Below are 19,244 nucleotides of genomic sequence, written 5' to 3'. Positions count from 1 at the left end.
AGTCAATTCCTGACCTGAAGGTGAAACAAGATGAAAGATTGGCGGAAATGAGAATTGAACTCGTAGGCATAGGCCCGGTCTGTCCTTGCTCTGGTCGTGGGTATCTGGATAATGCCCGACTTTTTTCGTCCAACCGAACGCAAATTCAGCCTATGTCCTCTAGAGCTTTGCTGTGCCTTTTCGCCGCCACCCTCTCTGCGCCCGTGCTGGCCGACACCGTCTGGATGAAGAACGGTGACCGCCTGAGCGGCAAGATCAAGGTCTTCGACGGCGGCAAGCTGCTGCTCGAAACACCCTATGGCGGCAGTATCGCCCTGGACTGGAAGCAGGTTCAGACCCTCGAAAGCGACCAGGAACTGTTGGTCAAGCAGGACGCCTACTCCGGCGAGAAGGCCAAGTCGCTCAAGGCCGCCGAAGCCGGCAAGGTGACCCTGGCCAACGGCGATGCGCCCAAGACCGTGGAGCTCGCCAGTATCGAGCAGATCATGAAGCCGCGCCCACTGGTCGAGGACTTCCTGTGGAAAGGTAATGTCGACCTGGCGCTGGACTACAAGCGTGCCGAAAACGACACCGACGACTACGACGTCAGCTTCAAGACCACCGCGCGCCATGGCCGCTGGCGGCACAACGCCGAAGGCGAGTACAACCGCGAAACCAAGGACGATGTCACCACCACCAACAACTGGAGCGCCGAGTACGCGCTGGACCGTTTCCTCACCGAAAAATGGTTCTGGCAGGGGCGCCTGGAATACAAGCGTGACCAGATCGAGAATCTGGCGCGCCAGCGTACCATCGGTACTGGCCCGGGCTATCAGTTCTGGGACGACGAGCTGGGCGCGTTCTCGCTTGGTTCGCTGATCAACCGCACCGACTACGAATACCGCGATGGCGGCAAGGATAACTTCTATTCGGCAGCGGTGAAGTGGGACTACAACCGCTACCTGATCGGCAAGAAGGTCGAGTTCTTCACCACCGGCGAGCTGGGCAAGCCATTCGGTTCGGTCGCCGATTACTCGCTGGATGCCGAGATGGGCTTGCGCTACAAGGTGACCGAGTGGGCCTCGCTCAACCTCAAGGCCGAGAAGGACCTGATCAAGGGCACCAGCGACAGCGACCTGGACAAGACCCGCTACACCGCAGGTTTCGGTGTGGCCTGGTAAGACCGCTCGCACGGGGCTGTACAGCGCTCCTGTGGCAGGCGGCGGTGATAATGATTATCTTGTCACCCATCCAGCCCGCTGCCCCAGGAGTTCCCCGTGAGTACCAACGCCATCCGCCCCGCCCGGGAACTGCTGCTCGAAGAGTACCGCGGCGTTCTCTCGACCCTGTCCAAGTCCATGCCCGGCTTCCCCTTCGGTTCGGTGGTGCCCTACTGCCTGGACGCCCAAGGGCACCCGCTGATCCTCATCAGCCGTATCGCCCAGCACACCCATAACCTGCAGAAGGATGCCAAGTGCTCGCTGCTGGTGGGCGAGCGTGACGCCGAAGACGTGCAGGCGGTCGGCCGCCTGACAGTGATGGCCGAGGCGCGCAAGCTGACCGACGAAGCCGCCATCGACGCGGCTGCTGCGCGCTACTACCGGTACTTCCCCGATGCCAGCAACTACCACAAGGCCCACGATTTCGATTTCTGGGTGCTGGAACCTGTGCGGCATCGCTACATCGGCGGTTTCGGCGCAATCCACTGGCTGGACGACGTCACCTTGGCCAACCCTTTCGCCGGGGCGGCAGAAGCCAGCATGATCGAGCACATGAACAGCGATCATGCCAACGCCATCGCCCATTACGTCGAGCTCACCGGTCTGCCGCGCAGTGCACCGGCCGAGATGGTCGGCATCGACAGCGAGGGGATGCACCTGCGCATCGGCCAGGCGATTCACTGGCTGGCGTTCCCGAACACTTGCAATACGCCGACACAAGTGCGCGAAGCCTTGGTATTGCTGGCACGCGCCGACCAGTGGCCCACTCCGGCGAAGGCCGAGGGTTGAAATCGCGAGCAGTTGCATCCATCTGAGGTCTTATTGGAAGGTTCTCTTCCGTCGAGGAATCCTTGATGCGTGCTTTTCTACTGCTGTTCCTGATTTTTCCGGTGCTGGAGTTGTTCGTCTTCGTCAAAGTCAGCGCCGCCATTGGTTTCTTCCCGGCGCTGCTGCTGATCATCGCCGGTTCCGCCCTCGGCCTGCTGGTCATGCGCCTGGCCGGTCTGGCGACGGCGCTGCGCGCCCGTGAAAGCCTGCAGCGCGGCGAACTGCCCGCTGAGGACATGTTCCAGGGGCTGATGCTGGCTGTGGGTGGTGGTTTGCTGCTGCTGCCGGGCTTCATCAGCGATGTGCTGGGCCTGCTGTGCCTGCTGCCCTTTACCCGCCATCTGGTTGCGCGCAAGTTGCGTCAACGGGCCGAGGCCCAGGCCACGCGCCAGCGGGCGTTCCAGGATGATCCGTTCAACGGGCAGCCGCGCGATGGCGGTCACCGTCCGAATGTGATCGAGGGCGAATACGAGCGCCGCGATCAGTGATCGACAAATGAACCCAACGGGGCCGCTATGCGGCCCCTGCTTTTTTTCGGCGTGTACACGCCGATTAAAAAAATTCCATGGCAAGCCTTGTAATCGAATCGAGCGGCCTCATGTATGTGTCACCGCAAGGTTTCTGGTGGCGACACCAGACATGACACGTGGGGTTCGCAGGCCGCGAGCCCCCTCCGGCAACGCCGGATAGCCTCAACCCGCCGGTGTCGACACCGGCCGATGAAAACCACAATTTGGGAGAGATCGACAATGAAGCTTCGTCCTCTGCATGACCGCGTCGTCATCCGTCGCAGCGAAGAAGAATCGAAAACCGCTGGCGGTATCGTCCTGCCGGGTTCGGCCGCTGAAAAACCGAACCGCGGCGAAGTTGTCGCCGTTGGCACCGGTCGCGTCCTGGACAACGGCGAAGTTCGCGCGCTGGCCGTGAAAGTGGGTGACAAAGTGGTTTTCGGCCCTTACTCGGGCAGCAACACCGTGAAAGTCGATGGCGAAGACCTGCTGGTGATGGCCGAGAACGAAATCCTCGCCGTCATCGAAGGCTGATTTCCCCGATTTCCCTGCTAAAGAATTCCAAGGATTAAACGATCATGGCTGCTAAAGACGTAAAATTCGGCGATTCCGCCCGCAAGAAAATGCTCGTTGGTGTCAACGTTCTGGCTGACGCTGTCAAAGCCACCCTGGGCCCGAAAGGCCGTAACGTTGTCCTGGCCAAGAGCTTCGGCGCTCCAACCATCACCAAAGACGGTGTTTCGGTTGCCAAGGAAATCGAACTGAAGGACGCCTTCGAGAACATGGGCGCCCAGCTGGTCAAGGAAGTTGCTTCCAAGGCCAACGACGCTGCCGGTGACGGCACCACCACTGCTACCGTTCTGGCTCAGGCCATTGTCAACGAAGGCCTGAAGGCCGTCGCTGCCGGCATGAACCCGATGGACCTCAAGCGCGGTATCGACAAGGCCACCGCTGCCGTCGTCGCCGAGCTGAAGAACCTGTCCAAGCCATGCGCCGACTCCAAGGCCATCGCTCAGGTCGGCACCATCTCCGCCAACTCCGACAGCTCCATCGGTGAAATCATCGCCGAAGCCATGGAAAAAGTCGGTAAAGAAGGCGTGATCACCGTTGAAGAAGGCTCGGGCCTGGAAAACGAACTGTCCGTCGTAGAAGGCATGCAGTTCGACCGTGGCTACCTGTCGCCGTATTTCATCAACAAGCCTGACACCATGGTTGCCGAGCTCGAAGGCCCGCTGCTGCTGCTGGTCGACAAGAAGATCTCGAACATCCGCGAACTGCTGCCGGTTCTGGAAGCTGTTGCCAAGTCGGGCCGTCCGCTGCTGATCGTTGCCGAAGACGTCGAAGGCGAAGCCCTGGCTACTCTGGTGGTCAACAACATGCGCGGCATCGTCAAGGTTGCTGCGGTCAAGGCCCCAGGCTTTGGCGACCGCCGCAAGGCCATGCTGCAGGACATCGCCGTCCTGACCGGCGGCCAGGTCATCTCCGAAGAAATCGGCCTGACCCTGGAAACCACCACCCTGGAGCACCTGGGCAACGCCAAGCGCGTCATCCTGTCCAAGGAAAACACCACCATCATCGACGGTGCTGGCGTTGACGCCGACATCGAAGCACGCGTCAAGCAGATCCGTGCCCAGATCGAAGAGACTTCCTCGGACTACGACCGTGAGAAGCTGCAAGAGCGTCTGGCCAAGCTGGCTGGCGGTGTTGCCGTGATCAAGGTCGGTGCTGGCACCGAAGTCGAGATGAAAGAGAAGAAAGCCCGCGTTGAAGACGCCCTGCATGCTACCCGTGCAGCCGTTGAAGAAGGCGTGGTGCCTGGCGGTGGTGTTGCCCTGGTTCGCGCCCTGGCAGCCATTACCGAGCTCAAAGGCGACAACGAAGACCAGAACGTCGGTATCTCCCTGCTGCGTCGCGCTGTCGAAGCGCCGCTGCGTCAGATCACTGCCAACGCCGGCGACGAGCCAAGCGTTGTGGCCGACAAGGTCAAGCAGGGTTCGGGCAACTACGGCTACAACGCCGCTACCGGCGAATACGGCGACATGATCGAGATGGGCATCCTGGACCCAGCCAAGGTCACCCGTTCGGCGCTGCAAGCCGCTGCTTCGATCGGTGGTCTGATGATCACCACCGAGGCCATGGTTGCTGACCTGCCGGAAGACAAGCCAGCTGCTGGCGGCATGCCAGACATGGGCGGCATGGGTGGCATGGGCGGCATGATGTAAGCCAGCCCTGGCCCTAGCTGCATGAAAAAGCCCCGCCTTGTGCGGGGCTTTTTCATGCGCGTGTGCCAGACCTGCGTCGACTCAGGCAATGCCGCGTTCAGCCACGGTCACCCTTGCCATCCCCCTGCGATAGAGCACCAGGTAATAGCAGCCCAATCCGATCAACCAGCAGAACACGGCGGTCCAGACGTTGTGCGAGAGAAAGTGTGCGCCCTGCATCATCCGGCCTACCGATAGCACCACCCCGACACCTGCCGCGAGGGCGAAGGCACCACGTGCCAGACGTGGCTTGCGGTCACGCAGCACGAAGAACAATGCGAACAGGCTGAAGCCGGTCGCTGCATGGCCGCCGGGCCAGCACAGCCCTGGTTTGTCGGTCGCTGGCCGCGCTTCGAGCAGTTTGCTGTAGGTTTCCTTGCCGCCAAACTGGGTCAGGCTCCACGGGCACTGCACCGCCGTCAGTTGCTTGAGCGGCGTGACAAAACCGGTGGACAGCCCCAGGGCCAGCACCAGGCAACCCAGTTCGCGACGCCAACTGCCCAGGCGTGACCAGAAGAAACTGGCGATGAACGCCACTACCGCCAGCAGCCCGACACCGATCACCGCCTGCTTGACCCGGTCATGCAGGATGGTCTCCAGGAAGTAGCTATGGCGCCCGATGAATTGACCCACGGACGGATCGAACATCAGGTTGGCCACGTCCATGTCCAGCGATGTGGCCTCGAGCAGCAGCAGAACCAGTGCGGTAGCCAGGGGGATGCCAAGGTACAGCCAGAGGTTGATCGGGCGGGGTCGGGCGGTGTGCATGAAGGCTCCACAGGCAAGGGGGAAGGCACGAAAGATCGGGCATTTTCGGTCCGCGGCTATGCTCTGTGTGTGAAGGATCAGTGAAAAAAGCGTCAGTTACGCTGTTTTTCCTCCAAGGCTGGCGATGCCTGGCCAATGGCCGTAAGCTGCGCCTGCCGCGCACAGCGAAGCGCCGCACAGGAGACCCCGATGCGCATTCTACTGGTTGAAGACAACCGCGATATCCTCGCCAACCTGGCTGATTACCTGGGCATGAAAGGCTACACCGTCGACTGCGCCCAGGACGGCCTGTCGGGCCTGCACCTGGCCGCGACCGAACACTATGACCTGATCGTGCTCGATATCATGCTGCCTGGCATCGATGGCTACACCCTGTGCAAGCGCCTGCGCGAAGATGCCCGCCGCGACACCCCGGTGATCATGCTGACCGCCCGCGACCAGCTGGACGATCGCCTGCAGGGCTTCCGTTCCGGGGCCGACGATTACCTGCTCAAGCCGTTCGCCCTGTCCGAATTGGCCGCGCGCATCGAGGCGGTGCTGCGTCGCGCCCAGGGCGGTGGTCGGCGTACGCTGCAGGTGGCAGACCTGAGCTACGACCTCGACACGCTGGAAGTCACCCGTCAGGGCAAGCTGCTCAAACTCAACCCGGTCGGCCTGAAGTTGCTGGCGGTGCTGATGCAGAAAAGCCCGCACGTGCTGCGCCGCGAAGTCCTCGAAGAAGCCCTGTGGGGCGACGACTGCCCCGACAGCGACAGCTTGCGCAGCCATGTCCACCAACTGCGCCAGGTGATCGACAAGCCGTTCGAAAAGCCCCTGTTGCATACCGTCCATGGCGTCGGCTATCGCCTCGCCGAGGGTCGCGATGGAGTTTAAGCAGAGCCTTGCCCAGCGCATCATCATTGCCTTTGCACTGATGAGCGCGCTGGTCGCTGGCGCGTTTGCCTTCGGCATCGTCGCCACTGTTCACCTGGTCGAAGAACGCCTGATTTCCTCGGTGCTGGGGGGGGATCTGCAGCGTCTGCTGCGCATGGACAGCGTCAGTGACTGGAGCCACCGCCCGCGCCCTGACCAGTTGTTCTACTTCAGCGGCGGTCGCGATGATTTCGAGTTGCCCAAGGACCTGCGTCACCTCGATGCCGGCTTCCATGAAGTGTTCCGCGACCAGCTCTCCTACCACGCCATGGTCGAGGTCGTGGACGGTCGTCGCTATGTACTGTTGCAGGACCAGAGCGATTTCGAGGAGCGTGAGCGGGTGCTGTTCGCCGTGGTGGTGGTGGGCTTCCTGCTCAGCCTGGTGCTGGCGGCATTCCTTGGCTGGCTGCTGGCGCGCCGGGTCATGGCGCCGGTGATTCGTCTGGCGCGTCAGGTCCGCCATCGTGACCAGTTGCTCGGTTTGGCGCCGCCGCTTGCGCCGGACTATGCTGCCGACGAAGTCGGGCAGTTGGCGGTGGCGTTCGACGATACCCTTGGTCGCTTGCGCGATGCGCTGACCCGCGAGCGACTGTTCACCAGCGATGTCAGCCATGAACTGCGCACCCCACTGATGGTGCTCGCGACTTCCTGCGAACTGCTGATGGAGAACACCGGCCTGGACAGTCGGTCACGCGCCCAGGTGGAACGGATCGCCCGTGCCACCGAGGAGATGCGCGAGCTGGTCAAGACCTTCCTCATGCTGGCCCGTGCCCAGCGTGACGAAGGTGCGGTGGCCTCGCGGGCCAGCCTGCGCGAGGTGGCTGATGATCTGATCGGCGTCTGGCGCGACACCATCGAGCAGAAGGGCCTGACGCTCTACTACGATGGCCGTGTCAGTGCCAGCCCAACCTTGTACAACGCCACTTTCCTGCAATCGGTGATGGGCAACCTGCTGCGCAACGCAGCGCATTACACCGATACCGGTTATATCCGCCTGAGCCTCGAGGCCCGCGGTTTCAGTGTCGAGGACAGCGGCGTGGGCATTCCCGAGGAGCAGCGCGAGGCTATGTTCAAGCCCTTCGTGCGTGGCGACGAGCGGCGTGGCGAGGGGCTCGGCCTGGGGCTTTCGCTGGTGCAGCGGATCTGCGACGACCAGGGCTGGCGCGTGACCCTGACCGCCACCGCGCCCCACGGCTGCCGCTTCCAGGTAGACCTGAGCCAGGGCACCACGCTGGCGCATGAGCAGGAAATCGACACAACACTGCAGTAGAAACCGGGGCCGTACGGCGGCCCCGATGCAGAATGTTGTGTAATGCTTCGTAAGATTTAACCCTTTCGTGTGACAGTTTTTTCACATGGCGATGACCTGATGCCAACGCTTGCCCACCTAATGTGGTCGGCATTGAGTCAGGAGATGTCCCATGCGTAGCCCTATCAAACTCGAATTTTCCGAAAAGTACGATCAGCAGCACGCCCGTGAGTACTTCATCAAGCATCAGGATGGCCTGGCCCGTCGCCTTTCCCACACGCGTGACGAGCAACTTGCTCGCCGCGCCCTGACACTGGCCGGCGAGCCGGGCCTGGTGCTCGACCTGCCATGCGGCGCCGGCCGTTTCTGGCCGCTGCTGGCAGAAAAACCTAACCGCGTGATCATCGGTGCAGACAATTCCGCTGCGATGATCGAGACAGCCTGTGCGTCGCAACCGCCAGCGGTGGTCGAGCGGGTACGCCCTTTGCAAACCTCAGCCTTTGCCATTGACCTGCCGGACAACTCGGTAGACAGCATTTTCTGCATGCGATTGTTCCACCACATCGGTGATCCGGCCCATCGCAAGACAATTCTTTCTGAATTTCAAAGAGTTAGCCGCGATAGCGTGATCCTGTCGCTGTGGGTGGATGGCAATTTCAAGGCATGGCGGCGCAAGAAGCTCGAACAACGACGCAGCGCCAAGGCGGAGCAGGACAGTTACCAGAATCGCTTTGTGTTACCTGCTGCTACGGTTGAAGAAGAATTTGTGACAGCAGGCTTCAGGATTCAGGAACGTCTCGACTTCCTGCCGTTCTATGCCATGTGGCGAGTCTATGTATTGCGAAAGGGGTGAGGGATTCATGGCAGCAACTCAGGGGCAGGTGTCGCAATTCGACTACTACTGGCAACAGCAGGGGGAATGGGTCGAGGAGCCCAATCAGCGACGTGGCGGTGAAAGTGGCGTGCAGCGCCTGGATGATGGCAACGGCCATCTGCTCTATGCCAAGCGCCAGGTCGGGCATATCTACCGCAGCCTGCTGCACCCCTTCGGCCGCCCCACGGTATTGCGCGAGCTGGACGCCCTGAACAGCTTCGAGCAGTTGGGAGTGCGGGTGCCGCGCATCGTCTTTGCTGGTGCAGAACGCGATGCCGAGCACCAGTGGCGGGCACTGTTGGTCAGTGAAGCGCTGGATGGATTCGTCGATCTCGACACCTGGCACGCCCAGGGCGCTCGCGAGCATTACCCGCAGGTGCTGCATGAGCGCATGCTCAAGGACCTGGCTGACAACCTGGCGCGGATGCATCTGGGCCACTGGCAGCACGGCTGCCTGTACGGCAAGCATGTGTTCGTCAAGGTGAGCGGTGAAGGTGAGCAGGCGCGGGCCGAAGTGGCCCTGCTGGACCTGGAGAAGTGCCGCCGCCGCATCAGTTGCCAGCGCGCGGCCTACAACGACCTGCGCCAGCTGCGCCGCCATTCGTCGTTCAATGAAGCGGAGTGGCAAACCCTGCTCTACTTTTATGAGAGGGCGTTTGGCAGCGCTGTCAAAGGGTTAGGTTGATGAAACTAGAAATAGCTCGAGCTTTGTTCCTGGTGGCCGCGCTTGGCGTGACCAGCGTAGCCGTGGCGGCCTGGGAGGTGCCACGGCCGACCGTGTTCAGCAAGAGCGATGCGGCGGGGCAGTGCGCCACGCCGCGGGTGACAAAGCCAGAGCAGGCGCAGGCCCCGGCCCAGCCGGATCATGATCTGCTGTTGTTCCTGTTCGGGATGCGCCAGGGGCTGCGGCCGTTTGGTTGAGCCCCAGGCACGAGGCCCCGCAGACGCGGGGCCTTGTTGTTTCTGGCTAATGGGTTTGTGGTTTTTCCAGGCTTGAGGTTGTGCCGCCGCTCCCCTGGCGCTCATCCGCCACCGTCCGATGCGCCAGCAAGGTGTATACGCAGGGCAGCACGAACAAGGTGAACAGCGTGCCGATCGACATGCCGGTGGCAATCACGATACCGATGTCGAACCGGCTTACGGCGCCGGCACCCGTCGCCAGGATCAGTGGCACCATGCCGAATACCATTGCTGCGGTGGTCATCAGTACCGGCCGCAGACGGATCGCCGCGGCTTCCTCGATCGCCTCGCGCACCCCCAGGCCCTTTTCCTCGCGCAACTGGTTGGCGAACTCGACGATCAGGATGCCGTGCTTGCTGATCAGCCCGATCAGCGTGACCAGCCCGACCTGGGTGTAGATGTTCATGCTCGAGACGCCAAGAAACAGCGGCAGCAGTGCGCCACAGATCGACAGCGGTACGGTCACCAGAATCACCAGCGGGTCGCGGAAGCTTTCGAACTGTGCTGCCAGCACCAGAAAAATGATCGCCAGGGCCAGACCGAAGGTCACCCACAGGGCACTGCCTTCCTGGACGAACTGCCGCGCGGTGCCGGCATAGTCGAAGGCGAAGCCCTCCGGCGCCTCCTCGCGGGCGATGCCGCGGATGGTATCCAGCGCCTCGCCCATGCTGACCATCGGTACGCCCTGGATGATCGCCGAGTTCAACTGCTGGAACTGGTTGAGCTGGCGCGGTCGGGCCCGCTCGCTGAGGGTGATCAGGGTCGACAGGGGCAGCAACTGGTCCTGCTCGTTCTTCACGTAATAGTTGTTCAGCCAGCCGGCGTTGTCGCGGTAGGCCCGCTCGACCTGGGCGATCACCTTGTAGCTGCGCCCTTCGAGGGTGAAACGGTTGATTTCCGCCTCGCCCAGCAGGGTGGCCAGCGTTGCGCCGAGGGTATCCATCGACACCCCCATCTGCGCCGCCTTGGCCCGGTCGATATCGACCACCACTTCGGGCTTGTCGAAGGCCAGGTCGATGTCGAGGAAGGCGAACTTGCCCGAGGTCTGGGCGCGCTCCTTGACGCGCTGTGCCACTTCCAGCAGGGCTGGGTAGTCGCCTGCGGTGTTGAGCACGAACTGGAACGGCAGGCCTTCGCCAGTGCCCGGCAACGATGGCAGGTTGAAGCCGAAGATCTGCAGTCCGCCGATGTCCTCGAGCTTGGCCTGCACCAGCGGCAGCAGTTGCATCTGAGTACGTTCGCGCTCGTTCCAGGGCTTGAGCAGAAAGCCGCCGATACCGCTTTGCACACCATTGAAACCGTTGATCTGGAACGAGGAGTAATACTCGGGGAAGGTCTTGAACAGCGGTGTGAAACGGTCGGTATAGGCGTTGAGGTAATCCAGGTTGGCCGGCTGCGGCGAGCTGCTCATCATGAAGATCACCCCCTGGTCTTCGTTGGGCGCCAGCTCGTTCTGGGTGAACTTGAGCAGTACCGGGATCAGGCACAGGATGATCACGGCGAAGACGATGACCACCGGGCGGCTGTCGAGGGTGCCGTGCAGCAGGCGCTGGTAACGCACTTTCAGACGCTCGAAGATCTGGTCCAGGCGATGGGCCAGGCCTTTCTCGCTCTGCTCGGGGCGCAGCAGCAGGGCGCACATCATCGGTGACAGGGTCAGGGCCACGATGCCGGAGATCACCACCGCGCCCGCCAGGGTCAGGGCGAACTCCTTGAACAGCGCGCCGGTCAGCCCGGTGAGGAAGCCGATCGGTGCGTACACCGCCGCCAGGGTGATGGTCATCGACACCACCGGCATGGCGATTTCCCGCGCGCCTTCGAGGGCAGCGTCGAACGGCGTCTTGCCCTCTTCGATATGGCGGTGGATGTTCTCCACCACGACGATCGCGTCATCCACCACCAGGCCGATGGCCAGGACCATGGCCAGCAAGGTCAGCAGGTTCAGCGAATACCCCATCATCTGCATGAAGAACAGCACGCCGATCATCGACAGCGGGATGGTGATCACCGGGATCAGCACCGAGCGCAGCGCACCGAGGAACAGGAACACCACGACGATGACGATCAGCACCGCTTCGCCGAGGGTCTTGATCACTTCATCGATGGAGGCCTGGATGAACAGCGTGGCGTCGTAGGCGATAGAGACTTTCAGTGCCGAGGGCAGCTGGCTTTCCAGGTCCGGCATGATTCGCCGCACCTCCTTGATCACCTCCAGCGGGTTGGCCGATGGCGTGGCCTTGATGCCGATGTACACCGACGGGATACCGTCGAAGGAGCTGACCGTGTCGTAGTTCTCTGCGCCCATCTCGATGCGCGCCACATCGCCGAGCAGCACGCGACTGTCGCCGACGGTCTTGACCGGCAGGGCGGCGAAGGCTTCGGCGGACTTCAGTTCGGTGGTGGCATTGACGCTGGTGACCACGTATTCGCCCTTCACCTCGCCGGCGGCAGCCAGGAAGTTGTAGCGGCGCACCGCGCTGGTCACATCGGTGGCCGAAAGGCCGAATCCGGCCAGCTTCACCGGATCGACCCAGATGCGCATGGCGAACACCTGGTTGCCGAGGATTTCGGCTTCGGCCATGCCTGGCAGGGTCGCAAGCTTGGGCTGGATGACCCGTGACAGGTAGTCGGTGATCTGCGGATTGCTCATTTCGCTGCTGTAGAAGCTGATGTACATCAGCGCCGAGGCATCGGCCGCCTCCTTGCTCAGGACCGGGTCTTCGGAGTCCTGCGGCAGTTTGTTGCGCACCTCGTTGGCCTTGGCCAGCAGTTGGGTGAACAGGCGATCCGTATCGGCACCGATGCGCGCGTAGACCGAGATCACCGAAAAGTTCTGGCGGCTCACGGAGGTCATGTAGTCGATGCCGTCGGCACTGGCCAGGCTCTGCTGCAGCGGTTGGGTGATGTAGCCCTGGATGGTCTCGGCGTTGGCGCCGGGATAGGCGGTGGTCACCGTGATCAGAGCGTTTTCCATCTGCGGGTACTGGCGGATCTGCAGCTTGCTCCAGGCCTGGAAGCCGAGCAGCAGGATCAGCAGGCTGACAACGCTGGCGAGTACGGGGCGGCGGATGAATGGGTCGGTGAATGCCATGCCAGCCTCCGCGTCAGTGGGGGGCCCCCGCCCGGGGGCGCGCGGGGGGGGGGGGGCCGCCGCGCGTGGGGGGGGGGGGGGCGACAAGGGCGGGTCCTGGCTGATACGTATCGCAGCGCCCGGGCTGAGCTTGAGCTGTCCGGCGGTGACCACCTGTTCGCCGGCCTGCAGCCCCTTGCGCACCACCACCACGCCATCGCGGCGCTCGCCGGTCTGTACGGTGCGCTGCTCGGCGACCAGATGGGCCTGGCCGTCGTCGGCCTTCTTCTCGCCGACCACATACACCGAGTTGCCGTAGAGGGTGTAGGTGATCGCGCTCTCCGGCACCACCACCTGCAATTGCGGATCGGGCAGCAATACCAGCAGGCTGGCGAACATGCCCGGTAGCAGCTTGCCATCCGGGTTGGCCAGAGTGGCGCGCAGCAGCAGGTTGCGCGTGCTTTCCTCGACCTTGGCGTTGATTGCGCTGAGGCGGGCAGGGAAGGTCTGGCCGGGGAAAGCCGCCACCTGCACCAGCACCTGCTGGCCGAGGGACAACTGCGGTAGCGCCTGTTCGGGTACGTTGAAGTCGACGTAGAGGCTGGAGAGGTCCTGCAGCGTGGCAATCACCGTGCCGCTGGCCAGATAGTCGCCGACATCCACCTGGCGGATGCCGATGGTGCCGCTGAAGGGCGCCTTCATGCTTTTCTTGGCCAGCGAGGCCTTGAGTTGTTCGACCACGGCCTGGTTGCGCCGGTACTGGGCGGTGAGGCGGTCGAATTCACCGCGGGAGATGGCCGAGTCGCCTACCAGTTGGCTGCCGCGGCCGAAATCGACCTTGGCCAGGCCCAGGTCGGCCTGCGCGGTGCCCAGCAGCGCGGCCTCCTGTTCGCTGTCGAGTTCCAGCAGCAGTTGCCCGACCTTGACCTGTTGTCCGGAATCGAAATGCAGGTGCTTTACCGTCCCGGCCACTTCCAGGCTGAGTTCGACGCCCTGCAGCGCCTTGAGGCTGCCGACCGCCGGCAGGCGTTCCTGCCACTGGCGTTGCTCGGCCTTGGCGGCAGCGACGCTGATCGCGGGCTTGGGAGCGGAAAAGACCTGGATCTGGCGGTAGATCGAAAAGGCCTTGATGCCCCCCAGGGCGAGCACGATCAGCAGCACCACGGCCAACATGATCAGCATGCGGCGGCGTAGCATGGTCCGGTTCCTTGGATGTGATTGTTATGGGTATGGCACGACCACGGGCGATCCTGCCCACGTGCGGATGAAGGCAAGTATTGACTGTTTTTCGGGAAGTGGGAGATGTATCGACTGGGCAGGCCCTATCGCAGGGCGAGCCTGCTCCCACTACCCGTGGATGCCGGACCTGTGGGAGCGGGCTCGCCCCGCGGTAGGGGCGGTGGGCCAGTGCTGAATCAGACCAGATGCAGGTGATTGTCCCAAAGCCCGGATGGCAGATTCATGGGCTGCCCGACCAGCTCTGCCTTGCGGCAGTCGTAATAGCGGCAGCGCCCCTGCCCCGAGGTGACGACGAAGCCGTCCTTCACCGCGCCGACCCCGGCGCAATCGGGCATCGGCGCATCGAGCTTCACCGCGCCGCTGTCCAGTTCCCAGATGAACAGGCGGTTGGCCCGCGGCGCGGTCAGTGCCACAAGGCGCAGGTCACTGTGCACGGCGACACTGGCGGTGTACTGGGCCATCGACTGCAGTTGCCGCTCCGGCACCGGGAAGGCCTTGAACGCCTCGCCCGGACGCTTGATCGCCAGCAGTTCGGCGGTTTCTTCAGCACCTCCCATGAACTGCTGGCAGGCAAGGACGGTGCCGTCGTTGCCCACCGCGAGATGGCGCACGCTGTTCATCTGCTGGGCCAGCGTCTCCTTGCTAAGCAGCGTGCCATCACGCTGCATCAGCACCAGGCTCGGCTCCATGGCGTCCAGGTTCATCTCTACCCGGCTTTCGGCCTCGGTGCGGATGCCTCCGTTGGCCACCACCAGGGTTTCGCCGTCGGGCATCCAGGCCACTTCATGGGGACCGACGCCATGGGTGGGGATCTCGCCGCTGTGTACCAGGCGCTGGCCCTCGAAACGGTAGACCCCGAGCACGCCGCGCCCGGGGTCGGTGGTGTCGTTCTCGGTGGCGTACAGCCACTCGCCATCCTTGTGGATGACGGCGTGGCCATAGAAGTGCCGGTTCGGTTGCGAGGTGATCGTCTGCAGCAGACGCCCGTCGCGCAGGTCGATCAGGTAGCTTTCGGTACCTGGTCGACGGGCGACGAACAGGGCGACCGGCTGTTCGGGGTGATGAATGATTGCATGGCAACGCTGGGCTACCTGGGTGGCGAACACCTGGGTGCCGTCGAGGCGGTAGCCTACGGCATGGTGGCCGCCATCAGCATCGTCACGCGCCGACAGCAGTAGCGGCTCGCTGCCCTTGTTGCGCAGCAGGGTCCAGCCGCCGAGCGTCAGGGCGCTGAGCAGCACGCTACCGAGTTTGAGGGCCTGGCGTCGCAGCATGATCAGTCACCGTCGTTGGCATTGAAGCCCAGCTGGATATTCAACGCCTTGGCCAGCTCGCCTTCGTGCAGGCGGTGGACGACGTTGAGGCTGTCGTAGATCTGGTTGAGGGTCTGCTTGCCGGCATCGTCGGCGAGCAATTCGCCCAGCGTCTTCTGGTTGTCAGCCAGCAGTTTGGCAGCGCTGGCGTAGGCATCGTCGATCTTTTGCGCCAGCGCGCTCTGATCTTTACCCAGCAGACCGCGCAGACCTTTGTTGTCGACCCCGGTCCAGACGGTTTCGGCGGCCTTGAGCGAAGCCTCCAGGCTCTTGAGCGAGGAGTGGCTGCGCCAGGCTTCGGCTTGCAGTGGCTGAGGGATACCCTTGCTCTGACGGCCCATGGGGGCGCCGAGTTTCTTTTTCAGCGTGTCCAGGGCGGTGACCTGCGCGCGCAGCAGGTCGGCGATCGCTTCATGCGAGTCGGCGTAGCGCTGGTTGGGGAATTTGGTCATCTGCGACAGCATGCCATCGGTGCTGTTCCAGCTCTTGAGAATGTCTTCGGCCAGGGCTTTCTGGTGCTCGGCGATGGCCACCAGCAGCGGGCAGTAGCGGGCTTTCTGCTCGGCGGTGGCGATGTCCGGCTTGCTGTCGAAGAGGATGTACTCATAGGCCGACAGGCCACGGACCACGACGCTGGCCTTGCCGAGGCTGTCTGCGTCGACCGGCTTGTCGCCGCTGACCAGTTGCTCGACCTGGCGGCCGACCAGGTTCTTCTTGTCAGGCCAGAACTGCACCTGCCAGGCGCGGTTGCCTTCGGCCAATGGGCCGACCAGCAGCGGCTGCAGTTCGGCCCAGGCCTTCTGCGCGTTGAGGAAGTCGGCGCGGGCGGTGTCCAGGCTCTGCTTGCCTTCGCAATAGGCCAGGGCGCTGGCGGCCAGTTGGCGGTCGGCCTCGACCCAACGGCTGTAGGTCGGCAGGATCACCTGCTGGGCGATGGCGGCGGAGGTCACGGCTTGCGGGTCCTGCGGCGAGCAGGCGCCCAGGGCGATGGCGGCGAGGCTGGTGAACAACAGTTTGGGTCGGAACATGCCCGGCTCCTTGCGCGTTTAAAGTGAGTTCAGGAAAGCCAGCAGCGCGGCGCGTTGCTCGGCATTGAAGGTCAGTACGTGACGGCGTGCAGCCTCGGCTTCGCCGCCGTGCCAGAGCACGGCCTCGAGCAGATTGCGGGCGCGACCGTCATGGAGGAACTGGGTGTGGCCGCTGACGGTTTCGGTCAGGCCGATGCCCCACAGCGGCGGCGTGCGCCAATCCTGGCCACCGGCGGCGAACTCGCTACGGTTGTCGGCAAGGCCTGGGCCCATGTCGTGCAGCAGCAGGTCGCTGTAGGGCCGGATCACCTGGTTGGCCAGTTCTGGCTCGACGTTGTCACTACCCGTGGTGAACTGCGGTGTGTGACAGCCCTGGCAACCCGCCTGGAAGAACAGGTTCTTGCCGGCCAGCACCTGCGGCGAATTCACCTCGCGGCGTGCAGGCACCGCCAGATTGCGGGTGTAGAACGTCACCAGGCGCAGGATGTTGTCGCTGACTTCCTTTTCCCCGTCGTCACCGTCGCCGTTGGGCGCGGCGCGGCATTCGACCTGCGCCGGCGTGCAATCGTCCTCGGGCTTGAGGGTGCTGGTCAGGCCCATGTCGCCAGCGAAGGCGTGGACGTTCTGCTGGTTGACGTTGGGTTGCCCGGCTTTCCATCCGAAGCGGCCGACCACGGTCTTGCCTTGGGCATCGTCCCAGACCCGGTTGGCGCGGCCGCGGATGCCGTCGTTGTTGCGATCATCCGGGTCTTCGTTGGCCAAAAGCGCAGCCTCCGGGATGGCCTCGAGCAGTCCGAGGCCGATCATGGGCGGGGCGACGCGGGCGGACATGCGTGTGTCCGGGTGCATCGGGCCGTAGCCGAGCTGGGTGATCTCCACGGTCGGGCGGCGCAGTTCGACCTGGTGGCCATCCTTGAAGGTGACGGTCTCGCTGTCGTAGCTGACCCGCACCTTGCCTTCCGGAGCTACGCCGGGGATCGACATGTCCTGCAGCTGCGTACCGTAGACCGGTTCGGGAACCACGCCGAGGCGTTCGATTTCCTTGATGAACTGCGGCTGGTCGGGGATCGACAGACGCACCAGCATGGACACGGCATTGCGGGCATCGGCCTCTGGCGGATGACCTCGGCCGTCGCGGATGTGGCAGTTCTGGCAGGCATTGGTGTTGAACAACGGGCCCAGGCCATCGCGTGCAGTGGTGGTCGAAGGTGCGATCACCCAGGGATTGCGGAAGAAGCTGTTGCCGACGCTGAAATCCAGGCGGCGCTCGGGCGTGAGGTTGGCCGAGGGCATCGAGAAGGCGTTACGGTCGCTGCGCAGGATCGTCGCCTTGCCGCCGGACAGCGCTTCGCCGGGCTCGGCCTGGGTGAAACGCGGAGCGTCGTCACAGGCGGCCAGGACGGTGACCATCAGCAGAAGTGGGAGTCGGGACAGCGACGAGGACATCGAGAATCCTGGGCGTGAGCGAAAAACCGGCGTGCAAGCTTAGCAAAATGGGGATGTTTGAATAAGAGCAATTTGCAATTGCCTGCTGAATCCGCTGGCGGCCCTTTCGCGGGCAAGCCCGCTCCCACCGGCACCAGTGGAAGCGGGCTTGCTCGCGAAGGGGCGGGTTTGGTCAGCGCAAACCCGGATATGAAAAAGGCGACCCGAAGGCCGCCCCTTTCAAACCTTCACCCTGGCATCAGAACTCGTGGTCTGCGGTGTCCGGGTTCAGGTTGTCGATGCCCAGCTTGCCAGCGGCCTGCTCGATGGCACCGGTCTGCTTGACCAGCGCGGCGATGGCGTCGCGCACCACCTGGTTGCCTGCAGCGTTATCGGCAGCGATCAGCTGGTCGTAGTGCTCGCCCTTGAGGGCGTGGTCGACGATCACCTGGATCTTCGCTTCGGTGTCCTGCAGGTCGGCCTTCAGGGTGGCGTCGGTGGCCGGGTCGACCTTGGCCACCAGCGACGACAGGCTCGGGCCGCTGACCTTGGAGCCGTCCGGACGGGTGTACTCGCCCAGGTAGATGTTGCGGATGCCCTTGGCGTCGTAGAAGTGCGACCAGTGGGTGTTGTCGCTGAAGCAGTCGTGCTCGTCTTCAGGCGAGTTGGCTTCCAGCGAGACCTTCATGCGCTCGCCCGCCAGTTCGCCCAGCGACAGGCTGCCCATGCCGAACAGCATCTTGCGCAGGCCATCCTTGACCGGCTCGGCTTCCAGCGAAGCGCGGTAGTTGTCGGCGACGTTCGGTGCCCAGTTGCCGACCATCTCTTCGAGGTCGCTGACCAGCAGGTCGGCGACGGCTTTGAGGTAGGCGCGGCGACGGTCGTTGTGACCACCGGTGGCACCCTGGCCTTCGAGGTAGTCCGACGCCGGACGGTTGCCTGCGCCTGGGCCCGTGCCGTTGAGGTCCTGGCCCCAGAGCAGGAATTCGATGGCATGGTAGCCGGTGGCGACGTTGGCTTCGGAACCGCCCAGCTCGTTCAGGCTGGCCAGTTTCTCGGGAGTGATTTCCTTGACGTCGACCTTGTCTTCGCCGACCTGGATCTCAGGGTTGGCGATGATGTTGGCGTTGGCAGCCGGGTTGCCCAGGGCGTGCTCGTAGCTCTTGTCGACGTAGTCGATCAGGCCTTCGTCCAGGGGCCAGGCGTTCACCTGACCTTCCCAGTCGTCGATGATGGTGTTGCCGAAGCGGAAGGCTTCGCTCTGCAGGTAAGGAACGCGGGAAGCGACCCAGGCGTCCTTGGCGGCTTTCAGGGTCTCATCGTTGGGCTTGGCCAGGAACGCGTCGATGGCGGTCTGCAGTTGCTTGGCGGTGCTCAGCGAGTCGCTGTACACGGCATGGACCATTTCGGCGTAGTGCTTGACCACGGCCTGGGCAGCAGCTTCATCGACAGCCCCAGGTGCGGCAGCAGTGCTGGCGGCAGGTGCCTGGGCTTGCGGAGCGGCGGCCTTGTCGTCCTTGCCTTCGCCGCAGCCGGCGAGAGCGATGGCGATGGCCAGCAGACTGGCGGAGGCCAGAGGCATTCGAATCATTGTTGGTTTCCCTGCGTC

The 19,244-nt window shown here is 63.3% G+C and carries 16 protein-coding genes and 1 pseudogene; 10 read left to right on the top strand and 7 right to left on the bottom strand.

What is annotated here, in order from left to right:
• Positions 1-152 precede the first annotated feature (152 nt).
• From IAE40_RS16950 to groL, 5 genes are all read left to right on the top strand, one after another.
• Positions 153-1,160 carry a DUF481 domain-containing protein gene (locus IAE40_RS16950; RefSeq protein ID WP_065864193.1) on the top strand — a complete coding sequence of 336 codons (1,008 nt, stop codon included), beginning with the start codon at positions 153-155 and terminating at the stop codon, positions 1,158-1,160.
• Between the two features lie 96 nt (positions 1,161-1,256).
• The gene (locus IAE40_RS16945; protein ID WP_197891865.1) at positions 1,257-1,988 is read left to right on the top strand and encodes a HugZ family pyridoxamine 5'-phosphate oxidase; all 732 of its coding nucleotides are present in this window, start codon (positions 1,257-1,259) and stop codon (positions 1,986-1,988) included.
• A 65-nt stretch (positions 1,989-2,053) separates the two neighbouring features.
• Positions 2,054-2,515 carry an FxsA family protein gene (locus IAE40_RS16940; protein ID WP_054893833.1) on the top strand — a complete coding sequence of 154 codons (462 nt, stop codon included), beginning with the start codon at positions 2,054-2,056 and terminating at the stop codon, positions 2,513-2,515.
• A gap of 261 nt (positions 2,516-2,776) precedes the next feature.
• Positions 2,777-3,070: a co-chaperone GroES gene (locus IAE40_RS16935; protein WP_029614823.1), complete on the top strand. Its 294-nt coding sequence runs from the start codon at positions 2,777-2,779 to the stop codon at positions 3,068-3,070.
• A 44-nt stretch (positions 3,071-3,114) separates the two neighbouring features.
• Entirely contained in the window at positions 3,115-4,758 is a 1,644-nt protein-coding gene (gene groL, locus IAE40_RS16930) for a chaperonin GroEL (protein ID WP_054893832.1), read from the top strand.
• Between the two features lie 81 nt (positions 4,759-4,839).
• Here groL and IAE40_RS16925 read toward each other — a convergent pair whose 3' ends face one another.
• Positions 4,840-5,565, bottom strand: a complete 726-nt coding sequence (locus tag IAE40_RS16925) for a phosphatase PAP2 family protein (RefSeq protein ID WP_054893831.1) — start codon at positions 5,563-5,565, stop codon at positions 4,840-4,842.
• A 189-nt stretch (positions 5,566-5,754) separates the two neighbouring features.
• On the opposite strand from IAE40_RS16925, the gene colR reads away from it, so the two are divergent.
• The 5 genes from colR to IAE40_RS16900 all read left to right on the top strand — a co-directional run bounded on the left by colR (position 5,755) and on the right by IAE40_RS16900 (position 9,521).
• Positions 5,755-6,438 (top strand): two-component system response regulator ColR, encoded by a 684-nt coding sequence (gene colR / locus IAE40_RS16920; protein WP_054893830.1) that lies wholly within the window; start codon positions 5,755-5,757, stop codon positions 6,436-6,438.
• Positions 6,428-7,747 carry a sensor histidine kinase gene (locus IAE40_RS16915; protein ID WP_112899078.1) on the top strand — a complete coding sequence of 440 codons (1,320 nt, stop codon included), beginning with the start codon at positions 6,428-6,430 and terminating at the stop codon, positions 7,745-7,747. Before colR ends, IAE40_RS16915 begins: the two co-directional genes overlap by 11 nt.
• A gap of 151 nt (positions 7,748-7,898) precedes the next feature.
• Positions 7,899-8,579 carry a class I SAM-dependent methyltransferase gene (locus tag IAE40_RS16910; protein ID WP_112899077.1) on the top strand — a complete coding sequence of 227 codons (681 nt, stop codon included), beginning with the start codon at positions 7,899-7,901 and terminating at the stop codon, positions 8,577-8,579.
• A 7-nt stretch (positions 8,580-8,586) separates the two neighbouring features.
• Complete coding sequence (locus IAE40_RS16905; RefSeq protein ID WP_054893827.1) at positions 8,587-9,285, top strand: lipopolysaccharide kinase InaA family protein; 699 nt, start codon at positions 8,587-8,589, stop codon at positions 9,283-9,285.
• A complete protein-coding gene (locus IAE40_RS16900) occupies positions 9,285-9,521 on the top strand; it encodes a hypothetical protein (protein ID WP_151925149.1) in 237 nt (78 codons plus the stop codon). Before IAE40_RS16905 ends, IAE40_RS16900 begins: the two co-directional genes overlap by 1 nt.
• A gap of 46 nt (positions 9,522-9,567) precedes the next feature.
• Here the strand turns inward: IAE40_RS16900 and IAE40_RS16895 are convergent, their stop codons facing one another.
• The 6 genes and pseudogenes from IAE40_RS16895 to IAE40_RS16875 form a co-directional block, all read right to left on the bottom strand.
• Positions 9,568-12,651: a multidrug efflux RND transporter permease subunit gene (locus IAE40_RS16895; protein WP_234465174.1), complete on the bottom strand. Its 3,084-nt coding sequence runs from the start codon at positions 12,649-12,651 to the stop codon at positions 9,568-9,570.
• A gap of 114 nt (positions 12,652-12,765) precedes the next feature.
• A pseudogene (locus tag IAE40_RS25755) lies at positions 12,766-13,803 on the bottom strand (efflux RND transporter periplasmic adaptor subunit); the annotation flags it as partial.
• Between the two features lie 242 nt (positions 13,804-14,045).
• Positions 14,046-15,143: a DUF1513 domain-containing protein gene (locus IAE40_RS16890; protein WP_200603574.1), complete on the bottom strand. Its 1,098-nt coding sequence runs from the start codon at positions 15,141-15,143 to the stop codon at positions 14,046-14,048.
• A gap of 2 nt (positions 15,144-15,145) precedes the next feature.
• Entirely contained in the window at positions 15,146-16,210 is a 1,065-nt protein-coding gene (locus tag IAE40_RS16885) for an imelysin family protein (RefSeq protein ID WP_151925147.1), read from the bottom strand.
• A gap of 18 nt (positions 16,211-16,228) precedes the next feature.
• A complete protein-coding gene (locus IAE40_RS16880) occupies positions 16,229-17,656 on the bottom strand; it encodes a di-heme oxidoreductase family protein (RefSeq protein ID WP_200603573.1) in 1,428 nt (475 codons plus the stop codon).
• Positions 17,657-17,894: 238 nt separating this feature from the next.
• Positions 17,895-19,226 (bottom strand): imelysin family protein, encoded by a 1,332-nt coding sequence (locus IAE40_RS16875; RefSeq protein ID WP_200603572.1) that lies wholly within the window; start codon positions 19,224-19,226, stop codon positions 17,895-17,897.
• Between the last annotated feature and the right edge of the window lie 18 nt (positions 19,227-19,244).

Origin of the sequence: Pseudomonas sp. S44 (genome assembly GCF_016624805.1) — a bacterium.
GTDB lineage: Bacteria > Pseudomonadota > Gammaproteobacteria > Pseudomonadales > Pseudomonadaceae > Aquipseudomonas > Aquipseudomonas machongensis.
The sequence above is the reverse complement of the archived record's forward strand: the minus strand, read 5'-3'. Positions and strand labels throughout refer to the sequence as shown.